Raw genomic sequence first — 18,725 nt, forward strand, 5'->3', positions numbered from 1 at the left:
TTTGGGGCTTTCGCCGATTCCGGTCTTGCCTCGGGTCCTGCACGGTTGATGTCAGGCCGGTTCGACAACAACCGTGCTGAACTTCAGCGAGCGGTGTTCTTCCTTCAGGTCGATGCCGAACTCCAGCATCATGTCGTCGTCTTCGTCATGCAGCCAGTCGACCGAGATCGAAGGCCCGTTTTCAGCCGCCTTGTCGAGCATGCCGACAAGGGCGCGAATCAGCTTGGTGCTGGAACTGTTGAAGTAGCGCAGGCCGATGCCGACCTCGATCCGGCTGTCGGCGGGAACCTGGTCCAGGTAGCTCTGGAGGCTCGCCCGGACCGGGCCGTAGAAGCTCATCGCATTCTCCGGATAGGACTCGCCATGCATGCTGAGGCGATGGCGGGAAAACTCGAACCTGATTTCCGGCGTTTCATTGCTGGCAGGGATATGCAGATCTTCCATGGCTCATTTCTCCTGTGGTGCGGTTATTCGTTGCGGACGCGGATCAGATGGTGGCGCGCAGGTAAAGATCGGCGCGGCCGTTTTCGGCCTTGCTGGCATAGGCAATGCTGTATTCGATCGGCTCGGTGGCATCGCGCGCCATGGTCAGGAAGCCGAGGCCGGCGCCCTTGCTTGATGTATCGCCGGCGTGGCCATCGTTGCGCAGTTGTTCCCGGTAGGCGGCTTTGATTTCCTCGATGCTCATCTGGCGCAAGGGCTCAAGCTTCTCGTGCAGCCGCGAAACATCCTCCATGCGCACCGGATTGCCGCAGACGACAAAGAACTTTTCGTTGTCATTGCGGCCGACGGCGAGGGCGCCATAGCCGGCCGGACAGCCGGCGCCGCCGGTTTCCGGGGTTTCCGGGGCGTAGTGCAGGATGTTCTGCGCCATTTCGATGAAGGTGGAAAACACCTTGCGGCGCGCGGTGCCGCTCGCGTTGACGCTGTCGAGGCGCTGCCTGAGCGTATCGCCGATGGCGGCGACGATATTCTGCGAGAACATGCCGGTGTAGTAGAAGATCACGCCATTCTCGGTGGCGGTGGTGCGAAAGGCATTGAACAGATCGAGTTTCATGATCGATGCCGCGCTTAGAGGCGAAAGCCGATAAGGCCGACGTCGTCGCGACGCGTTTCGGTGCCTTGATAGTCCTCAAGAGCCTTGAGGACTACCGCGCGCAAAGGCGCCAGGGCCGAGGCATTGCGGTGCTCGGCCAGCAGGGCGCACAAGCGCTTTTTGCCGAAGGCAATGCGCTTCGGGCCGCCGGGCTGATCGACCAGTCCGTCCGTGGCGAGGAACACCGCCGTACCCGGTGGTACCGGATGGCAATGGTTTTGCCAGGTCTGGTCCATCGGCGTCGAGGCGTAGCCGACTCCGGCTCGATCGCCTTCGATCAGCTCGATGTCCTCGCCGGGACGCAGCAGGATCAGCGGCGAATGGGCGCCTGCGTAGATGATCCTGCGCTCGGCCGTCGCCACCCAGCAGAAGGCCGCGTCCATGCCGTCGTCCGAGCGGTGTTCGAGTTCGTCATTGCTCGCCGCGCTCTTGTGGCTATGATCGATTTGTCCGAGGGCGCTCTTGACGCGCTGGTTTACCTCGGCCATCACCGCCGCCGGATCATGCCGGTTCTCGTTGGTGAGGGCGTGGTCGATGAAGGAAGCCATGATCAGCGTCATGAAGGCGCCGGGGACGCCGTGGCCGGTGCAGTCGAACAGGGTCAGGAAGAAACCGTCGTCGAAGCGGCGGCAATAGAAGTAGTCGCCGCCCACCAGGTCGCGCGGCTCCCACAGCAGGAGGTGATCCGGCAGTTGCGAACGCAATGCCTCGCGCGACGGCCGCAGGAAGGAGCGCTGGATGACGCTGGCGTAGTCAATGCTTTCCATCACGATGCGGTTCTTCTCCGCCTGCAGTCCGGCGATGGCGCGGACCAGATCCTGCCCGGTGCCCATGCCGGCGTAACGGCCGTCGATCGTGATCACGAAGCCGTCATTGAGTGTCTTGCCACCCTTTTCCACGACGCGGAAGCTCAGGTCCTGGATGCTCATCCCGCCATCGACGATCAGCGGCTGCTTGTCCATGAAGGCAATGCAGCTCTTGCGTCCGTATACCTCGCGATGAAACGGTCGGGCAAAGGAATCCATGAAAATGTTGCGGTTGATCAGGCCGATAGGCCTGTCGTCTTCCGTCACCGGCAGCGCCGACAGATTCGGTGCCGAGTCGAAGATGCCGAATACCTCGTCGTTGGTCTGGTTCGGCGACGCAGCAGGAAGGGGAAGCAGCAGACTGGCCGTCAGGGCGTTCTGACGGGATGACGCCGCGTTTGCGGTTGATGCGGGATGCAAGGCGGCCAAGGCGAGCGCGGACATGGGGAACTCCGGAGGAATGTTGATGCGAACGTCTAGCCTAGGGTTCGATTGTTACGCTTCGATCACCGAATTGTTGCGTCGCAATGGCTGCATGGCGACGTTGTTGTCCGTCGTCGATGCGCCGCGTGCTGGCTACGCCGCCGATCGCGGGCGTGAACTCGATCGGCGGGCCCGATGCAGGGCGATCAACTCGACGATGCCCCAGAGCAGGGCGCTGCCGATGGCCATTGCCGGATGTGCAATCGTCCTGCGCAAGGTCGGATCCATGGAAATTCCCGTGAGTCAGAGGCCGTCGGGCAGCCACAGGCTTATCAAGCCGTTCTCGAAGAGCCTGTTGATCGCGCTCTGCAGGTCAAGCAGATTCAGTGCAAATGCCCTCGGTACTGGTGTCAGCGTCATGGTCCATCCGGTTTCGGCAGGGAATTCGGGCAGCCTAGCAGCGCGAGGTTAAGAATCCGTTGCAGGTTTGCGACAGTTGCGTGCGCGCAGTGTCATGCATTTGTCACATTGGCGGACGCCCGGCCGGGGTATCCTTGGCGCTGCCCGGGTTTTGAATGAATGCCGTGTCCACACACAAACTGGCCGAACTGAACGAACTGGAAAGCATCATCGAGGAGGGCGCCCCCTATCTCGCGGCACGTGTAGTTTGCGAGGTGGCGAGCGACGCACGACGCTTCCCCGTTTATGCCATCTGCCTCGGCAATCCGGACCCCGGGGTACCCGCCGTCGGCTTTTTCGGCGGGGTGCATGGCCTCGAACGCATCGGCGCCGAAGTTGTGCTGGCCTATTTGCGCAGCCTGGTGGCGCGCCTGCGCTGGGACAGCGTACTGCACCGCGAACTGGAATCGGTGCGCCTCGTTTTCATGCCCATCGTCAATCCGGGCGGCATGTGGCGCGGCACGCGCGCCAATCCGAACGGTGTTGACCTGATGCGCAATGCGCCGCTGGAGTCGACCGAACGCGTGCCCTTCCTGATCGGCGGCCAGCGCATCAGCTCCGGCCTGCCCTGGTACCAGGGACCGCGCGGCGGGCCGATGGAGGCCGAAAGCCAGGCGGTGTGCCGCATCGTCGAAGAGGAACTGCTGCTACGCCAGTTCAGCCTTGCCCTCGACTGCCATTCCGGTTTCGGCCTGCACGATCGCCTCTGGTTTCCCCATGCCCACACCATGCTGCCGATCGAGCACTTGCCCGAAATGCATGCCCTGATGGAAATCTTCGATCAGACCTATGCCAACCACAGTTATCTGTTCGAGCCGCAAAGCCGCCAATACCTGACTCATGGTGACCTCTGGGACTACCTGTACCTGCAGGCAGAGCATTCCGGCCGCGTCTTTCTCCCGCTCACCCTGGAAATGGGTTCGTGGCTCTGGGTGAAGAAGAATCCGCGCCAGCTGTTTTCGCGTCACGGCATTTTCAATCCCCTGATCGTGCATCGCCAGCAGCGCGTGCTGCGGCGGCATCTGTCGTGGCTCGAGTTTCTCGCCCGCGCCGCCAGCGGCTATCAGCGCTGGCTTCCCTCCGGCGCGGCGCGCATGCAGCATCGCGAGCAAGCCCTGTCACTCTGGTACCGCAGCAGCGGCGCATGAGCACCTGGATCTTCCTGCGCGGACTGACACGCGAAAGTCGCCACTGGGGAGACTTTCCGGAAGTCTTTCGCCGGGCCATCGCCGATGCCGACATCGTCACGCTGGATCTGCCCGGCAACGGCCGCCTGAACCAAATGGAAAGCCCCCTGCGCGTCGATCTGATGGCCGACCATTGTCGCGCCGAGATGCATGCGCGCGGCATCAAGCCGCCGTACTTTTTGTTGGCAATGTCGCTTGGGGCGATGGTGGCACTGGCCTGGGGGCGGCGCCATGCCGAAGAAATATCCGGCTGCGTGCTGATCAATACCAGCGTGCGTCCTGTCAGCCATTTTCATCAGCGCTTGCGGCCCCGGAATTATCCAGTCTTGCTCAAGCGCGCCTTGTTTGGCGGCAGTCCGGACGAATTGGAGGCCACGATCCTGGAACTCACCAGCAATCTTGCCGGCAATCGCGCATCGATACTCGATGCCTGGATCGCATTGCGAGGCGAATCCCCGGTCTCGCGCCGCAATGCATTGAGGCAGCTGTGGGCGGCAAGTCGCTACCGGATTGATGCCCGGCCCGCGACGCGCTTGCTGATCCTCGCCAGCACGCGGGATCGTCTTGTCGATCCGTGCTGTTCGCGACGGCTGGCCCGGTGCTGGGAATCCGGCTTTGCCGAACATCCGGATGCCGGCCATGACTTGCCGCTCGATGACGGCCCCTGGGTGGCACGGCAGGTGCGGTATTGGCTTGCTACGGCGCCGTCGTCCGGGTAAGGATGATGGGGCAGGGGAGGTCATCGAAACTTCCCGGAGGGATGCGCGGCGCTGGCACCGGCGATACGGCACCGGGGAGTGCTTCGGTCGCTGCGGCGGCGGCAGCAGGTTGCCAGGCGCGCACCAGTTCCAGGCGGCCGTCATGGTGTTCGACGATGGCGGTGCAGCTATCCACCCAGTCGCCGCAGTTGACATACACGACGCCCTCGACCGGGCGGATTGCCGCGCAGTGGATGTGGCCGCAGATCACGCCGTCCAGTCCGCGTTCGCGCACGGCGTGGATCAGTGAATCCTCGAAGTCGAAGACGAAGGACACGGCGCGCTTGACGCGGCTCTTGGCGTAGCCGGCGAGCGACCAGTAGCCGGGGCGGCGCAGCAGGCGGCGCAGCCGCGAGAGCGTGGCGTTCACGCGCACCAGCAGGTTGTAGCCGATGTCGCCGATCACCGCCAGCCAGCGGTGGTAGCGCGTCACCTGGTCGAACTCGTCGCCGTGCAGCAGCAAGTAGCGGCGGCCGTCAGCGGCGACGTGGATATGTTCGAGCCTGACCTCGATGTCGCCGAAGGAGACGCCGTCGTACTCGCGCATTGCCTCATCGTGGTTGCCAGGGATCAGCATCACGCGCTGGCCGTGGCGGGCGCGGCGCAGGATCTTCTGCACCACGGTGTTCTGCGCCGGGGTCCAGTGGATGCCGCGGTTCATCGACCAGAAATCGATGATGTCGCCGATCAGGAACAGGTTGTCGCTTTCGTGGTCGCGCAGGAAGTCGAGCAGACGTTCGGCCTGGCAGCCGCGGGTGCCGAGATGGACGTCGGAAATGAAGATCGAGCGAACGTGCATGGCCTGTGCCTAGTCGGGAAGGAAGCGGTAGGTCGGTTCGTTCGCCGCGGGAAGCGCGGGTCGGCCAATGGCCTCGCGCAGCGCATCCACCAGGCGGTCGTGAATGCGTTCCCAGTCGAGCGCCGCCACGCTCCGTGGCGCGGCTTCGGCGGCTCGCTGGCGAACGCCGGGACGGGTGACGAGATCGAGCGCGGCGCGCACGAACTGGTCGCTGGCGCCGGGATCGGCCAGTATGCCGTTGTCGCCATGGCGTATCAGTTCGGCGGCGGCCGCCATGCGGTAGGCCACGACCGGCAGGCCGCTGGCCAGCGCTTCGAGGGTGACGTTGCCGTAGGTTTCGGTCATGCTCGGAAACAGGAACAGGTCGGCCGAGGCGTAGTGGGCGGCGAGATCCTCGTCGTGGCGCATCCCGGCGAAGATGTGCTCGGGATGCCGTTTCTCCAGTTGCCGGCGCGACGGCCCGTCGCCGACCAGCAGCAGGCGCGCCGACGGGGCGTAGCCACGGATCGCGGCGAAGGTCGCGAGCAGCAGCGGCAGGTTTTTTTCCGGCGCCAGGCGACCGACATGGGCGACGACCAGATCGTCGTCCCCGACGTTCCAGGCCTTGCGCAGGGTGGGGTTGCGGCGCGCGGGATTGAACAGCGCGGTGTCGACGCCGCGGGCGACGACGCGAATGCCGCGGTAGCCCCGGCGCATCAGGTCGGTGCCCAACTGGTGTGAAGGGACCAGCGTCATTGCGCTGCGGTTGTGCAGACGGCGCAAGTGGGTGGCAACGATGCCTTCCAGCCAGCCGAAGCCGTAGTGCCGGCTGTAGGCGTGGAAGTTGGTGTGGAACTCCGAAACCACGGGGATGTCCAGTTCGCGCGCCGCCGCGATGGCCGAAGCGCCCAGTGGGCCCTCGGTGACGACCTGCACCACGTCCGGGCGGTCGGCGCGCCACTGGCGGCGGAACAGCCGCGGTGCCGGCAGGCCGAAACGGAGACCGGCATAGCCGGGAATCGGCAGGCCGCGCACCAATGTCGTCGCGGGCGACCCCGCTGTCGGCGCAGCTTCGCCAATCTGGCGCGGCCGCGTCAGGCTGACGCGATGTCCGCGCGCCAGCAGGCCCTGCACCATGCGGCCGAGCGTCATGGCGACGCCATTGACTTCCGGCGGCCAGGTTTCCGTGACGACCGCGACATGGAGCGCGGCACCCATGCTCAAGCCAGCAACACCAGCGACCACGTCGCCAGGACGTTGATCAGGGCGATCAGCACCGCCGCACTGCCGATGTCCTTGGCGCGTTTGGAGAGCCGGTGTCGATCCAGCGAAATGCGGTCGATGGCGGCCTCGATGGCGGAATTCAGCAGTTCGACGACGAGCACCAGCAGCACGCTGGCTATCATCAGCGCCTTGCCGACGCCGGGAAGCGGCAGTGCCAAGGCGACGGGAATCATGATCGCCGCCAGCAGGCTTTCCTGGCGAAAGGCGTCTTCGTTAAGGTAGGCGGCGTGGAGGCCGGACAGTGAATAGCTGAAGGCATTCCAGATGCGGCGCAGGCCGGTCTGGCCCTTGAAGGGGCTTTCTTCGATGGCGGGTTCGCTGTTCATGGGCTGGTGGCGAGGGGAAGAATGCAGTCGGCGGTCATCGGTGCGCGTACCAGTTCGCGGTAGAGCGCGGCAAGCCGTGCGCCTTGCGTCGCGGCATCCCACTCGCGGGCAAAGGCGATCGCCGCATCGGCCAGCGTGGCCAGTTCGGCGGGATGCTGGAACAGTGCCACCAGTTGCGCGGCAAACGCGTCCGGTGTGGTGGCGGCAGCAACGGCGCCGCGCCGGGGGAGAATGATTTCCGCCGCCCCCAGTGCCGGAATCGCCAGCACCGGCAAGCCGATCGCCATGGCTTCGAGCAGCACCAGGCCCTGGGTCTCGGTCTGCGAGGCAAAAGTGAACACATCGGCGGCCGCGTAGCAGTCGCGCAAGCCGCCTTCGCGCGGCAGGTAGCCGACGAAACGGACGTGGTCGTCGAGCTGCAGGGCGGCGGCCTGGCGGCGCAAGGCCGGCAGGGCAGGGCCTTCGCCGGCAATCACCAGCATCAGCTGCGGCTGCTGCCAGCTCGCCAGCGCCGCCATTTCAAGCAGGAAGCCGATGTTCTTTTCGAACGCGGCGCGACCGACGAAGAGCGCGACCTTGCGTTCCGGGCTGATGCCCCAGGCCTGGCGAAAGTGTTGGCCGTCGCCGCGCACGAACTGGCTTTTCGGCAGGCCGGTGGGAATCACGTGCAGCGGCGTGTCGACGCCATAGTCGCGCAAGGTGGCGGCCATCGGCTGCGACGGCACCACGACGGCATCGAGCGCATTGCACTGATGGCCGGCGAGCCAGCGCGCAGCGGCGCGCAGCGCGCTTCCGGGCAGGAAGCGGATGTAGTGGAACAGGTATTCCTCGAAGTGCGTGTGATAGGTGGCGACGCAGGGAATGCCGCGCGAGCGCGCCAGGCGCAGGCCGGCATAGTGCGCGGCGAAGGGAGTCTGGACGTGGACCAGGTCAAAGTCGGCGCTGGCGAGACGGCGATCCAGGCCGGCCAGGTGCCGCCACTGCATCAGCCGGTCTTCCGGGTCCAGTGGCACGGCGTGCGAGGGCAGGCGGACAATGCCCGTCGCAGCATCGGCGATGCCGTCCGTGCCTGCATATGCGGGCGCAACCACGGTGACCCGGATGCCGAGCGCGGCAAGTGTGGCGCGGAAGGTTTGAATCGAAGTCGAAACGCCGTTGATGCGGGGGAAGTAGACGTCGCTCAGCATCAGCACATGCAGCGGTCGGCCGGCACGCGGCGTCAAGGCGCGCGTTTCGCCCCGAGGGCGGGAGAGCGGTGCCAGCGGGCTCTCGCTCATGCGGCGATCGGAGCGGCCGGCTTGACGAAGTGCCGCAGGTAGCGCTTGTCCATGCGCGACATGGGCAGCAGCATGAGCAGGTCGGCGGTATTGAAGTCGGGATCCCAGGCCGGTTCGCCGCAGATCCAGGCGCCGACGCGCAGGTAGCCCTTGATCAGCGGCGGCATCAGTGCCGGCTGGTTGTTGGCGAGGCGCTCGAAGGGAAGGCCAAGATGGGGGCAGACCCGGTATTCCGCCGGCGCCATGTGCACCGGATCGAGTTGGGAGAACAGGTTGGCGGCATTGTGGCCGCCGTCCGCCATGCCGATCGAGGCGCAGCCCATCAGGTACTCGTGGTTGTTGCGTACCATGTAGTCGGCCAGCCCGGCCCAGAGCAGGGTGATCACCGCGCCGCTGCGATAGTCTGGATCGATGCAGGAGCGGCCGACTTCCACCATGCGTTCGCGCAGGTTCTGCAGCCGGTTGATGTGGAACTCGTTTTCGGAGTAATAGTTGCCGACCCGGCGCGAGGCTTCCGGCGACAGGATGCGGTAGGTGCCGACGATGCGGTCGGCGCGGCTTTCGCGCACGATCAGGTGCTCGCAGAAGGCATCGTAGTGGTCGATGTCATGTTGGGGGATGCGGGTCTGGATGTGGGCGCCCAGTTCTTCGACGAATACCCGGTAGCGCAGGCGCTGCGCCTCGCGGACTTCTTCTTCGCTGCGCGCCAGAGCCACGGTGAAGCTGAGCTTCTGGCCGAAGGCGGCGTTGGTTTCGGTGTGATGTTGTTGCATGGCGTTCTCCTGTGCTTTCTCTTGGGGTTCGCCGGCATTCTCCAAATCAGGCGTTACCGCGTGATTTCCGCTTCGTTACCGGGAGGTTGCGCATTGCTTCGGCTTTCCGCATGCGCCAGCGCTGCCGCAATCGTGCCGTGGCAGCGATGGGCGAGATGCCTGCGATCGGGCGGCGGCGGATCAAAGCTGGCGGCCAGGCTGAGGTGCGCCACCAGCCTGTCGGCTTGCAGCACGGTCAGCAGGCAGTCCGCCAGGCTCATGTCGTCGATATAGGCCGGGGCGGTCGAGCGTGCGCCGTTGGCGGCGCGGTAGCTCAGCGCAATCGCATGCACTGGCACCGCGGCATCGATGGCGCTCTGGAACAGCGCGGCGTGAAAGGGCAGCAGGCGATCGCCGGCGGTCGTGGTGCCTTCGGGGAAGATCGCCAGGCGCCGGCCGGCGAGCAGCGCTTCGACCATCTGCCGGTGGGCCTGATGCGCAGCCTTGCGGCTGCCGCGCTGGATGAATATCGTGTCGGCGCGGCCAGCCAGCCAGCCGATCAGCGGCCACCGGGCCACCTCGCTCTTGGCAACGAACGCGGAGGGAAGCACGGCGTTGATCACCGCGATGTCGATGAAGGATATGTGGTTGGCGACCAGCAGCCCGTGTTCGAGACCTGACAGAACGTCGTCCGCCGCGGCGAGGCGAATCCCGAGCACGGCCAGAAGCTGCCGCGACCAACGGCGCTTCAGTCTTTGCCTGAATGCCGCGCCGCCAAAAGGAAACAGCAGTGCCACCTGCAATGCGCCGTACAGCAGAAGCAGCCCGACCGGCAGCAGGCGCAGTCGGGGAAACCGGGAAATGTGCAATGGAGCGGTCCGCATATGCCCACCATGGACCAGCGACATTACAGATGCGTGACTCGGCGATGCGGAAAACGATTTCGGCATCGGCCGGGCCGATTTCACGGCTTTGTAACATTCGCTCCCTAGACTGCGGTTTTCTCGCACCGCACAAAGGAGTCTATTGATGAAATCCCTGAAAATTGCTGCTGTCGTCGCCGGCGTATTCGTCTCGGCAACCGTTTACGCCCAGGTCCTGGTCAAGATCGACGGCTCCTCGACCGTGTATCCGATCACCGAAGCCGTGGCTGAAGAATTCCAGAAAATGAAGAAGAACGCCGTCAAGGTCACCGTGGGCATTTCCGGGACCGGCGGCGGCTTCAAGAAGTTCTGCCGCGGCGAGACCGATATCTCCGATGCGTCGCGCCCGATCCTGAAGAAGGAAATGGAAGACTGCGCCAAGGCCGGCATCAAGTATGTCGAACTGCCGATCGCCTTCGATGCGCTGACCGTGGTGGTGAATCCGAAGAACACCTTCATCAACCAGCTCACCGTCGCTGAACTCAAGAAGATGTGGGAGCCGTCTGCCCAGGGCAAGATCACCAAGTGGAACCAGGTCAATCCGGCCTGGCCCGATGCGCCGCTCAAGCTCTTCGGCCCGGGCGCCGATTCGGGCACCTTCGACTACTTCACCGAGGCCGTCAACGGCAAGTCCAAGTCCAGCCGCGGCGATTTCACCGCCTCGGAAGACGACAACGTGCTGGTGCAGGGCGTCTCGCGCGACAACAATGCGCTGGGCTTTTTCGGCTTCGCCTACTACGACGAAAACAAGGGCAAGCTGAAGGCCGTGCCGATCGTCAACCCCAAGGGCAAGGCCGTCATGCCGTCGATCGATGCCGTGATGGCCGGCGAATACGAGCCGCTGGCGCGTCCGATCTTCATCTACGTCAGCGCCAAGTCCATGGATAGGCCCGAGGTCAAGGAATTCGTCGAGTTCTACCTCAAGCACGGCGGCAAGCTGGCCAAGGAAGTAAAGTATGTTCCCCTGGGCGATGCCGACTACAAGCACGCAATGGATAACTTCAGCAAGAAGAAGACCGGTACGGGCTTTGGCGGTGAGGCCGAAGTCGGCGTCAAGGTTTCCGACCTGCTGAAGCGCAACCCGAAGGAGTAAGGTTTCTTTCCTGTCAGGACGGTCGGTCGCCGGATTGCGCCCGACTGTCCTGCGGATTGAATGTATGTGATAGTCAACATCGGCACTGATTTGAAAATTTCCGGATCCCAGCAATGAGTGCAAGCGCATCGGCGCCCTCTTTCTCCTCGCCCATCGGTAGCGGTGTCAGCGACCGGCTGAGCAAGAAGGCCTCGCGTCACGTCAAGGAGCGCATCATCGAGGCGCTGCTGTTCAGTGCCGCGGCGTTCTCGGTGTTCGTCACCCTTGCCATCGTCTATGTGCTGGTCAAGGAATCCTGGGTTTTCTTCGAGACGGTGCCGCTGTCCGATTTCCTGTTCGACACGCAATGGACGCCGCTGTTCGACGACGCGCACTACGGCATCATGGTGCTGCTCTCGGGCACCCTGACCAGCTCGGCCGTGGCCCTGATGGTGGCGATTCCGCTGGGCACCATCATTGCGCTTTACCTGTCCGAATTCGCCGGCTTCAAGGTGCGCGAAATCGCCAAACCTTTCCTTGAACTGCTGGGTGGCGTCCCGACCATCGTCTATGGCTACTTCGCCCTGACTTTCCTCACGCCCATCCTGCAAAAGATCTACCCCGACCTGCCGGGCTTCAACCTGCTGTCGGCCGGCCTGGTGATGGGCATCATGATCATTCCCTACGTTGCTTCGCTCTCCGAAGATGCCATGCGCGCGGTGCCGATGGCGCTGCGCGAGGGTTCCTATGCGATGGGCGCGACACGCCTGCAAACCGCCTTGTGGGTGGTGACGCCGGCGGCGACCTCGGGCATTGCCTCGGCCTACATCCTCGGCATCTCCCGCGCGGTGGGCGAGACGATGATTCTCGCCGTGGCGGCAGGCATGCAGCCGAACCTGACCTTCAATCCGACCGAACCGGGTGCGACCATCACCTCCTACATCGTGCAGGTGGCGCTGGGCGACTTGCCGCACGGCTCGATCGGCTACCAGACCATTTTTGCCGCCGGCCTCACCCTGCTGCTGATGACGCTGGCCTTCAACCTGCTCGGCTACTGGCTGCGCAAGCGCTTCCGCGAGGTGTATTGAAATGATGAAAGCCGCCGACCTCGCCGCCATTCGCGCCATCATCACGCGGGCCAAGCGCTGGGACCTGTTCTTCTCCCTGCTCGGCATCCTTTCGCTGATGGTGGGCGTGCTCACCTTCACCGTGCTCTTCGTCGATATGGCGATCCAGGGCGTGCCGCGACTGGACCTGGATTTCTTCACCTCCTTTCCGTCGCGCAAGGCCGCCAACGCCGGCATTCTTTCGGCCTGGGTCGGTACCGTGCTGGTGATGCTGCTGACCGCGCTGGCGGCCGTGCCGTTGGGCGTCGCCGCCGGCGTCTACCTCGAAGAATATGCGCCGAAGAACTGGATGACGGACATCATCGAGATCAACATCAGCAACCTGGCCGGCATACCGTCGATCGTCTATGGCCTGCTGGCGCTCGGCCTGTTCGTGTATTACTTCGGTTTCGGCCAGAGCATCCTCTCGGCCGGCCTGACGCTGGCGCTGCTGATCCTGCCGGTGATCATCGTCGCCACGCGGGAAGCCATTCGCGCCATTCCGCAGTCGATCCACGAGGGCTCCTATGCCTGCGGCGCGACGACCTGGCAGACCGTCAGCGACCACATCCTGCCGTATTCGAGTGCCGGCATCCTCACCGGCGTGATTATCGGCATGGCGCGCGCCATCGGCGAAACGGCGCCGATCATCACCATCGGCGCGCTGACCTTCATCGCCTTCCTGCCGCCGGCACCCTTCAGCGGTGAACCGCCGGCCGGCCTGTTCGACTGGATTTTCGCGCCCTTTACGGTGATGCCGATCCAGATGTTCAACTGGACCTCGCGGCCCGAGGCAGCCTTTACCATCAATGCGGCGGCGGCAGGTTTCGTCCTCGTTTTCATGACCCTGGCCATGAACGGCCTGGCCATCTACGTGCGCTATCGTCTGCGCAAAAACATCAAGTGGTGAGTCCCATGCAAATTCCAACTGGTTTCGAGGCGGGCGTCGAGGGCGCTACCCTCAAGGCGGACGTGCGCGACCTCGACTTCCATTACGGCGCCTTCCATGCGCTGAAGCGGGTTTCCATGCCGATCCATGACCACAAGGTCACGGCACTGATCGGCCCTTCCGGTTGCGGAAAATCCACGCTGCTGCGCTGCTTCAACCGCATGCACGACCTGTATCCGGGCAACCGCTATGCCGGCGGCGGCATCGTGCTGTATCCGGACAACACCAACCTGCTTTCGCCCGACGTCGATCCGATCGAAGTGCGGATGCGCATCAGCATGGTGTTCCAGAAGCCGAATCCCTTCCCCAAGTCGATCTTCGAGAACGTCGCCTATTCCCTTCGCGTGCGCGGCATGACCAACAAGAACGAGCTCGCCGACCGCGTCGAGGCCGCGCTGAAGGGCGCCGCGCTGTGGAACGAAGTCAGCAACCGGCTCAAGGAACTCGGCGCCAACCTTTCCGGCGGCCAGCAGCAGCGCCTGTGCATCGCCCGCGCCCTGGCCTCCGACCCCGAAATCATCCTGTTCGACGAGCCGACTTCCGCGCTCGATCCGATCGCCACGGCCAGCATCGAGGAACTGATCATCGAGCTGAAGGAAAAGGTCACCATCCTCATTGTCACCCACAACATGCAGCAGGCGGCGCGCATTTCCGATTACACCGCCTACATGTACCTGGGCGAGATGGTCGAGTTCGGCGTCACCGATCAGATCTTCATCAAGCCGCAGAAGAAGGCCACCGAGGACTACATCACCGGCCGCTTCGGCTAGGAGTCGGCGCTGGCGCTACGGCGATTATTCGGCCGCCGCAGACTGCAGGCGGGGCGACTGGTGTCGGCAATGCCTCGCTCGGCGACAGCGACTCCAGAAACGCCAGCAGATCATCCGTTTCCTCGGCGCTGAGCTTCAGCGGCTTGAGGATGCGCTCGCCGTCGGCATGCAGGCGGTCCTCATCCAGATCCGAGTAATGCCGCACCACCTCGCGCAGCGTGGCGAGGCTGCCGTTGTGCATGTAGGGCGCGGTGAGCGTCAGGTTGCGCAGGCTCGGCACCTTGAACTCGCCGAAATTGCGATGCTCGGGCCGCAGGTGCTGGGTGCCGGTCGCGTTGTTGCGCGCCGCATCGTCGTTGTACGTGCCGAGCAGGTTCCAGGGGCTGGCCAGCAGGCGCTTGATGCCGCCCTGGCGGCCGGGATCGACGCCGGTCGGTTTGATGAAAAACGGTATGCCGATGTCGCCGAATTCGCCGTTGCTGAACAGCGGCCCGGCGTGGCAGGTCGCGCACTGCCCGCGACCGAGGAACAGGCGCAGGCCGCGCTTCGCCGCTGCCGGGTAGGCTGCGATGGCCCGCGCATCCTTGCGTTCGAGCGCATCGCGGAACGTGTCGAATGCGCTGGGCGGCGAGACCAGCGTCTCCTGCCAGGCGGCAATCGCCTTGGCGATGTTGACCAGCAGTTCCGGATCGCTCGCGTGGGGTGGCTTGCCGAAGGCCAGCCGGTAATGGCAATCCAGCGCGGCCTTGTCGCGCAGCACGCGTGCCGCGCGCGCCGCGTTGCCGCCCATCTCGCGCGCATCGAGGATGGGACGCAGGCTCGCCGACCACAGGCTGTCGTGGCCGCCGTCCCAGCCAAACCAGCGCTGGTGTCGCACATTGAGCAGGCTGGGCGTGTTGCGCACGTCGTCGACCAGGCCGCGAGCCACGGCGCGGCCGTCCTGAAAGCCCCGCTCCGGTTGGTGACAGGTGGCGCAGGCGACGCGCCGGTTGGCCGACAGGCGCGGCTCGAAGAACAGGTCGCGGCCCAACCGGATCGCCGCGGCATTGCCCGAAACGCGGTTGCCGGGGTCGCCGGTCCACGGCAGCGGCCAGGGGCCGTGGGCGGCGATGCGGCCGAGTTCAGCGGAGGTGAACTCAGTGATCTCTTCGGTGGCGGATACAAGCGTTGCCAGCGCAAACAGCACGACGGCGAGGCTCAGACGCCGCGGCACGCGCTCATTCAATCTGCACGTCATGGGTCAGGCGCACGAGTTCCTTGCCGCTTTGCACTTCGAAGGCGAGTTCCCAGCGTCCAGCCATGTGGAACATCATGCCCTCGACGCGGAAGCGGCCGTCGCCCAGCGGCGTGATTGCCGGGCGATAGTTCATGCCGTGCCGGTGCTCGGGCATCGTGGCGTCGGCCTTGTGCAGGCGTGCGGCGGAGATGCCGCTTTTGTCGCACAGTTGCACGTCCAGCGCGAAATGCTTCGCCATCGGTATCCGGCCGGTCTTTCCGAGCGGCTGATAGGCGAGCAGCAGGCCGTCCTTCCTGAGCACCGTACCATCGGCCGCTATCGGACAGGCGGCATTCACTGCGCCTGCCATCAAGCAAAAGGCCAACGTGCCGAGCTGGTAATCGCCGTACCGCCAGCGCCGTCCCACCAGGGGATACCGCTTCGCATAACTTCTGTCCTTCATTGCTTCGTCGCCATCATCGCGGCGAACAAAGCTTCGCCATTGCGCCAGCCGATCTTCTCGGCAATCTCGCGCGGCAAGTCGGCCAGCCAGGCGCGCGACCAGTCGGCGTGCTCGGCAATGTAGTACCAGCGCTCCGGCGTAAAGGTATCGGTGCCGACCAGGAAGCGGTCGGGAAATTCGACGAAGGCCTCGCGCCAGGCCGGGTCGAGCTTGCCGCCGCTGGCGTGATCGTTGCGGTAGGCCAGGTCGGCATGCAGCTTGCGGTGCTTCCTCAGCATCGCGCGCACCGCCTCGGGCCGGTCGAAGCCGGAATGCGCCCAGAGGATGCGCGCCTCGGGGTCCTGCGCCAGCACCCGCTCGATCGCGTCGCTGTCGCCGTGCAGGTGCAGCCAGAGCTTGTGCTGCTTCGCCAGTTGCACCGTACGCCGCACCACCGGCAGGTCGGCGTCGGCGCCATAGACGTGGAACTCGCCGATCGCCGCGTAGCGATACTGCTTCAGCCGCGCTTCGAGGTGGGGGATGATGGTCTCGTCGCGCACCCAGCTCGAAAGCTCGCCGCGCTTGCGATAGGGCCGCAGGGACGGCACGACCAGGTCCGGCGCTTCGGCGTAAAGCTTCTGCGTGCCCTCGTCGCTGGAACTGGACACCATCGCCCGCTTGAGGCCCGCCTTGCGCAGGATGGCGATGGCCGCCTTGGGCGGGGTGCTTTCCCAGGCGTCATGGCTGTAGTGGATGTGGGCGTCGAAGATCGGCAGCTTCGGCTCGGCGGCGGAGGCGAGCGGCAGCGCCAGCATGGCGCCGCACAGCCAGCGCAGGAAAAGCGTCCGGGGCAGGGAAGGCGTCGCCGCGATCTGCTTGTGTGCTTTCATGGGCTTCTCCGATCGGGATTCATGAAGCCTCAACAATACCACCGCAAGCTATCTGGCCCGGCGTTGTCCGACGTCCGGCATGTGCAGGCTCAGGCGTCGATTTCGGCGCTCGAAAGCGAATAGCTCAGTCGGTACAAGCCGTAATTCAGCCCGCTGACCGCATGGTTCAAGTGACTGCCGGGTCCGACCATCTCCTGCGCAAAGGCGGCGACTGCGCCGCTGTCGTAGCCGGTGATGACCAGCGCGGAGTCGACCCCGCGATCCGCGCCGCGGATGCGCTGTTCAGCCGTCATTGCCGCCGTCTGCGCTGCTTGCAGAAGATGGGCGCTGCCAAGTCCAGTTGTACCGGGAACGCCGGGCAGAGCCTGCTCCAGCAACCAGCGCTGCAGCTCCGCGGCACGTGATTTCTCCGGCGAGAACCTGATGAGAGCGGCTTCGCCGCCCTGCCCATAGCCGAAGCTTCCCAGAACCGAGCAAAGCCCGCGGCTCATTGCCCGGTAGTGGGGCATGATCCTCGAAGTCCATGGCGTCGGATTGTTCAGCCTTTCCAGGTAGGCGTCCGATGCAAGGGTCGCAAGGCTCGCCACCTCGTAGAGCACCATGTACCGGGGCGCACCCGCAACGGCAGTCCATCGTGTGCCGCGATGAAAGCCCGGAATCGACATGCGCTCCGGCAGATGCTCATGCGTGTGCCAGCGGTCGTGTTCGTCGATGGCCCCGGCGTCCACATCGAAGGCCAGGAGCATTGCGGCTGAACCTAGCAGGGGCATGATTTTCTTGTGAGAGTCAGCGCGGGAAGTGGTTTCGGCTGCTGACGTTCGGATTCACCGGTGCTGCGCGGCTTCATCGAGCAAGGACTGTGATCACCGGAGGGGGCGGGCGGCACTTGCGGACCTGTTGAACGAAGCGCTTGACGCTCAGCGTTACACTTTGGGCCGGTGAAGCGCACAAAGCTTGTTGCCGTCGGGGTCTCGCACATAGGCCAGATACATCGCACCCATCTTGCCCTCACGAAGGCCGGGAGGATTTTCGATCGAGGTGCCACCGTGCGCCACGGCCGCGTCGTGAAACTCGCGCACCTGCTCGGGTGAAATGCACTTGAAGCCTATGGTTCCACCGTTGGCGAACGTTGCTGCCTCGCCGTTGATCGGTTCGCTGACGCAGAAGGTACTGCCCTCGTGCCGATAGAAGAGCCGGTTGTGTCCGGTGCTCGCCTCGTTTCTCAGCGGTTCTCCCGCTCCAAGCGCGGCGAGCACCGCGTCATAGAACCGTTTCGAACGCTCGATGTCATTCGATCCGACCATCACGTGACTAAACATGTCTTGCCTCCTGAGTTTTCTGTTTCGTTCCCAACGTACGTCTACCGAGTTATCTCGCATTTGTGTCGCCGAACCTGGAATGCACGTCAAACAAACTCCATCTTGTTCCAAGGCCTGGGCGACTCGATCGTTTGCCGTGCCCACCAAAATTTTCCTGAAACCCAGCAAGGCGAAATTCCGATTCGCATGGTACTCCAGGCCGAGCGAATGCCTGGCAGGGCACCGCCGTCCGCTACATTGGCTTGTGCGCGCCCGGTGCAAGCGGATGAAGGGTCCTGTCGGCGATCTCCTCCGCCAGCGGCCGGGCCACACGCAGCATGACATTCAGCAGCTCCTGCGCAATAAGTTCGCGCAGCAGTGCCAGCGGGCCGGGCAGGCGTACCGAACGGCTGAGTGATCGAGTTTCCTCGGCGTAGAGGCGGAACAACTCATGCAGCAGTTGCGCGAACTCGTCGCGCGAGAAGCTGGCGTGCATGGCCTCGCGCAGGCGGCGGTCGGCGTCGCGTGCCGCCAGGATTTTCCGTGCGGCATCGTGCAGCAGCTTGATGCGCCGGGTGCGGATCGGGGTGATCTCTTCGTAGCGAATCACGATGTCGACAGGGAATCTGCCGACACTGCTGAGAAATCCGCGGTCGATTTCCTTGGTGGCTTGCAGCAGCTGGGGCAGGATTTCATCCCAGTCCGTGGCAGATGCCAGCGCCGGTTCGCGGGCACGCAGGATCACCAGCGAGTCCTTCTTCACTTCCTTGGCGACGTTCATTGCCAGTACCGGTTCCAGGTGCGGCAGGGCAAGGCGCAGGGGCAGGGCGGCGCGCAGCGCGGTGGTGGTGCGCTGGCTGAAGGCATGCAGAATCCGGCCGTTGAGTCTGGCCAGCGAACGCGCCCGCTTCAC

At 64.4% G+C, this 18,725-nt stretch carries 22 protein-coding genes; 6 read left to right on the forward strand and 16 right to left on the reverse strand.

Annotated features, from left to right (window positions below):
- Positions 1-51 precede the first annotated feature (51 nt).
- The 4 genes from SUTH_RS06700 to SUTH_RS20210 all read right to left on the reverse strand — a co-directional run bounded on the left by SUTH_RS06700 (position 52) and on the right by SUTH_RS20210 (position 2,613).
- Complete coding sequence (locus SUTH_RS06700; RefSeq protein ID WP_041098084.1) at positions 52-444, reverse strand: DUF1987 domain-containing protein; 393 nt, start codon at positions 442-444, stop codon at positions 52-54.
- 43 nt (positions 445-487) lie between these two features.
- Complete coding sequence (locus tag SUTH_RS06705; protein ID WP_041098086.1) at positions 488-1,057, reverse strand: SiaB family protein kinase; 570 nt, start codon at positions 1,055-1,057, stop codon at positions 488-490.
- Between the two features lie 14 nt (positions 1,058-1,071).
- Positions 1,072-2,346, reverse strand: a complete 1,275-nt coding sequence (locus SUTH_RS06710) for a SpoIIE family protein phosphatase (protein WP_084207287.1) — start codon at positions 2,344-2,346, stop codon at positions 1,072-1,074.
- Between the two features lie 132 nt (positions 2,347-2,478).
- Entirely contained in the window at positions 2,479-2,613 is a 135-nt protein-coding gene (locus SUTH_RS20210) for a hypothetical protein (protein ID WP_269450485.1), read from the reverse strand.
- Positions 2,614-2,900: 287 nt separating this feature from the next.
- Between SUTH_RS20210 and SUTH_RS06715 the strand changes: the two genes are divergently transcribed.
- Positions 2,901-3,932, forward strand: a complete 1,032-nt coding sequence (locus tag SUTH_RS06715; RefSeq protein WP_041098088.1) for a M14 family zinc carboxypeptidase — start codon at positions 2,901-2,903, stop codon at positions 3,930-3,932.
- On the forward strand, positions 3,929-4,690 hold the full coding sequence (locus tag SUTH_RS06720) for an alpha/beta fold hydrolase (protein ID WP_041098089.1): 762 nt from the start codon (positions 3,929-3,931) through the stop codon (positions 4,688-4,690). The genes SUTH_RS06715 and SUTH_RS06720 overlap by 4 nt, the downstream gene beginning before the upstream one ends.
- Here SUTH_RS06720 and SUTH_RS06725 read toward each other — a convergent pair.
- Genes SUTH_RS06725 through SUTH_RS06750 form a run of 6 tightly spaced genes read right to left on the reverse strand, consistent with a single transcriptional unit; the run spans position 4,668 to position 10,015 of the window.
- Positions 4,668-5,528 carry a UDP-2,3-diacylglucosamine diphosphatase gene (locus SUTH_RS06725; protein WP_041098091.1) on the reverse strand — a complete coding sequence of 287 codons (861 nt, stop codon included), beginning with the start codon at positions 5,526-5,528 and terminating at the stop codon, positions 4,668-4,670. The two genes, SUTH_RS06720 and SUTH_RS06725, sit on opposite strands and share 23 nt — an antisense overlap.
- 9 nt (positions 5,529-5,537) lie before the next feature.
- Positions 5,538-6,725 (reverse strand): glycosyltransferase family 4 protein, encoded by a 1,188-nt coding sequence (locus tag SUTH_RS06730; RefSeq protein ID WP_052473365.1) that lies wholly within the window; start codon positions 6,723-6,725, stop codon positions 5,538-5,540.
- A 2-nt stretch (positions 6,726-6,727) separates the two neighbouring features.
- Positions 6,728-7,117 carry a diacylglycerol kinase gene (locus tag SUTH_RS06735; protein WP_041098095.1) on the reverse strand — a complete coding sequence of 130 codons (390 nt, stop codon included), beginning with the start codon at positions 7,115-7,117 and terminating at the stop codon, positions 6,728-6,730.
- Positions 7,114-8,394 carry a glycosyltransferase gene (locus SUTH_RS06740; protein ID WP_084207288.1) on the reverse strand — a complete coding sequence of 427 codons (1,281 nt, stop codon included), beginning with the start codon at positions 8,392-8,394 and terminating at the stop codon, positions 7,114-7,116. The genes SUTH_RS06735 and SUTH_RS06740 overlap by 4 nt, the downstream gene beginning before the upstream one ends.
- Complete coding sequence (locus SUTH_RS06745) at positions 8,391-9,167, reverse strand: GNAT family N-acetyltransferase (RefSeq protein ID WP_041101852.1); 777 nt, start codon at positions 9,165-9,167, stop codon at positions 8,391-8,393. Before SUTH_RS06745 ends, SUTH_RS06740 begins: the two co-directional genes overlap by 4 nt.
- 53 nt (positions 9,168-9,220) lie before the next feature.
- Positions 9,221-10,015, reverse strand: a complete 795-nt coding sequence (locus SUTH_RS06750; RefSeq protein WP_171817328.1) for a lysophospholipid acyltransferase family protein — start codon at positions 10,013-10,015, stop codon at positions 9,221-9,223.
- A 160-nt stretch (positions 10,016-10,175) separates the two neighbouring features.
- On the opposite strand from SUTH_RS06750, the gene SUTH_RS06755 reads away from it, so the two are divergent.
- The 4 genes from SUTH_RS06755 to pstB all read left to right on the forward strand — a co-directional run bounded on the left by SUTH_RS06755 (position 10,176) and on the right by pstB (position 13,966).
- The gene (locus tag SUTH_RS06755) at positions 10,176-11,162 is read left to right on the forward strand and encodes a PstS family phosphate ABC transporter substrate-binding protein (RefSeq protein ID WP_041098097.1); all 987 of its coding nucleotides are present in this window, start codon (positions 10,176-10,178) and stop codon (positions 11,160-11,162) included.
- 113 nt (positions 11,163-11,275) lie between these two features.
- Positions 11,276-12,229, forward strand: a complete 954-nt coding sequence (pstC, locus tag SUTH_RS06760; protein WP_052473370.1) for a phosphate ABC transporter permease subunit PstC — start codon at positions 11,276-11,278, stop codon at positions 12,227-12,229.
- A 4-nt stretch (positions 12,230-12,233) separates the two neighbouring features.
- Positions 12,234-13,157 (forward strand): phosphate ABC transporter permease PstA, encoded by a 924-nt coding sequence (gene pstA, locus SUTH_RS06765; RefSeq protein WP_041101854.1) that lies wholly within the window; start codon positions 12,234-12,236, stop codon positions 13,155-13,157.
- Positions 13,158-13,162: 5 nt separating this feature from the next.
- Positions 13,163-13,966, forward strand: coding sequence for a phosphate ABC transporter ATP-binding protein PstB (gene pstB, locus SUTH_RS06770; RefSeq protein ID WP_052473371.1), 804 nt, complete (start codon positions 13,163-13,165; stop codon positions 13,964-13,966).
- Here pstB and SUTH_RS06775 read toward each other — a convergent pair.
- The 6 genes from SUTH_RS06775 to SUTH_RS06800 all read right to left on the reverse strand — a co-directional run bounded on the left by SUTH_RS06775 (position 13,947) and on the right by SUTH_RS06800 (position 18,725).
- Positions 13,947-15,203, reverse strand: a complete 1,257-nt coding sequence (locus tag SUTH_RS06775; protein ID WP_084207290.1) for a cytochrome-c peroxidase — start codon at positions 15,201-15,203, stop codon at positions 13,947-13,949. The two genes, pstB and SUTH_RS06775, sit on opposite strands and share 20 nt — an antisense overlap.
- Positions 15,184-15,645, reverse strand: a complete 462-nt coding sequence (locus tag SUTH_RS06780) for a hypothetical protein (protein WP_041098103.1) — start codon at positions 15,643-15,645, stop codon at positions 15,184-15,186. Before SUTH_RS06780 ends, SUTH_RS06775 begins: the two co-directional genes overlap by 20 nt.
- Positions 15,642-16,514, reverse strand: coding sequence for an amidohydrolase family protein (locus tag SUTH_RS06785; RefSeq protein WP_197539657.1), 873 nt, complete (start codon positions 16,512-16,514; stop codon positions 15,642-15,644). Before SUTH_RS06785 ends, SUTH_RS06780 begins: the two co-directional genes overlap by 4 nt.
- Before the next feature lie 89 nt (positions 16,515-16,603).
- On the reverse strand, positions 16,604-17,260 hold the full coding sequence (locus SUTH_RS06790; RefSeq protein ID WP_052473373.1) for a DUF4286 family protein: 657 nt from the start codon (positions 17,258-17,260) through the stop codon (positions 16,604-16,606).
- A 177-nt stretch (positions 17,261-17,437) separates the two neighbouring features.
- Positions 17,438-17,833: a VOC family protein gene (locus tag SUTH_RS06795; protein WP_041098108.1), complete on the reverse strand. Its 396-nt coding sequence runs from the start codon at positions 17,831-17,833 to the stop codon at positions 17,438-17,440.
- Between the two features lie 232 nt (positions 17,834-18,065).
- Positions 18,066-18,725: a hypothetical protein gene (locus SUTH_RS06800; RefSeq protein WP_041098110.1), complete on the reverse strand. Its 660-nt coding sequence runs from the start codon at positions 18,723-18,725 to the stop codon at positions 18,066-18,068.

Origin of the sequence: Sulfuritalea hydrogenivorans sk43H (assembly GCF_000828635.1) — a bacterium.
Lineage (GTDB): Bacteria > Pseudomonadota > Gammaproteobacteria > Burkholderiales > Rhodocyclaceae > Sulfuritalea > Sulfuritalea hydrogenivorans.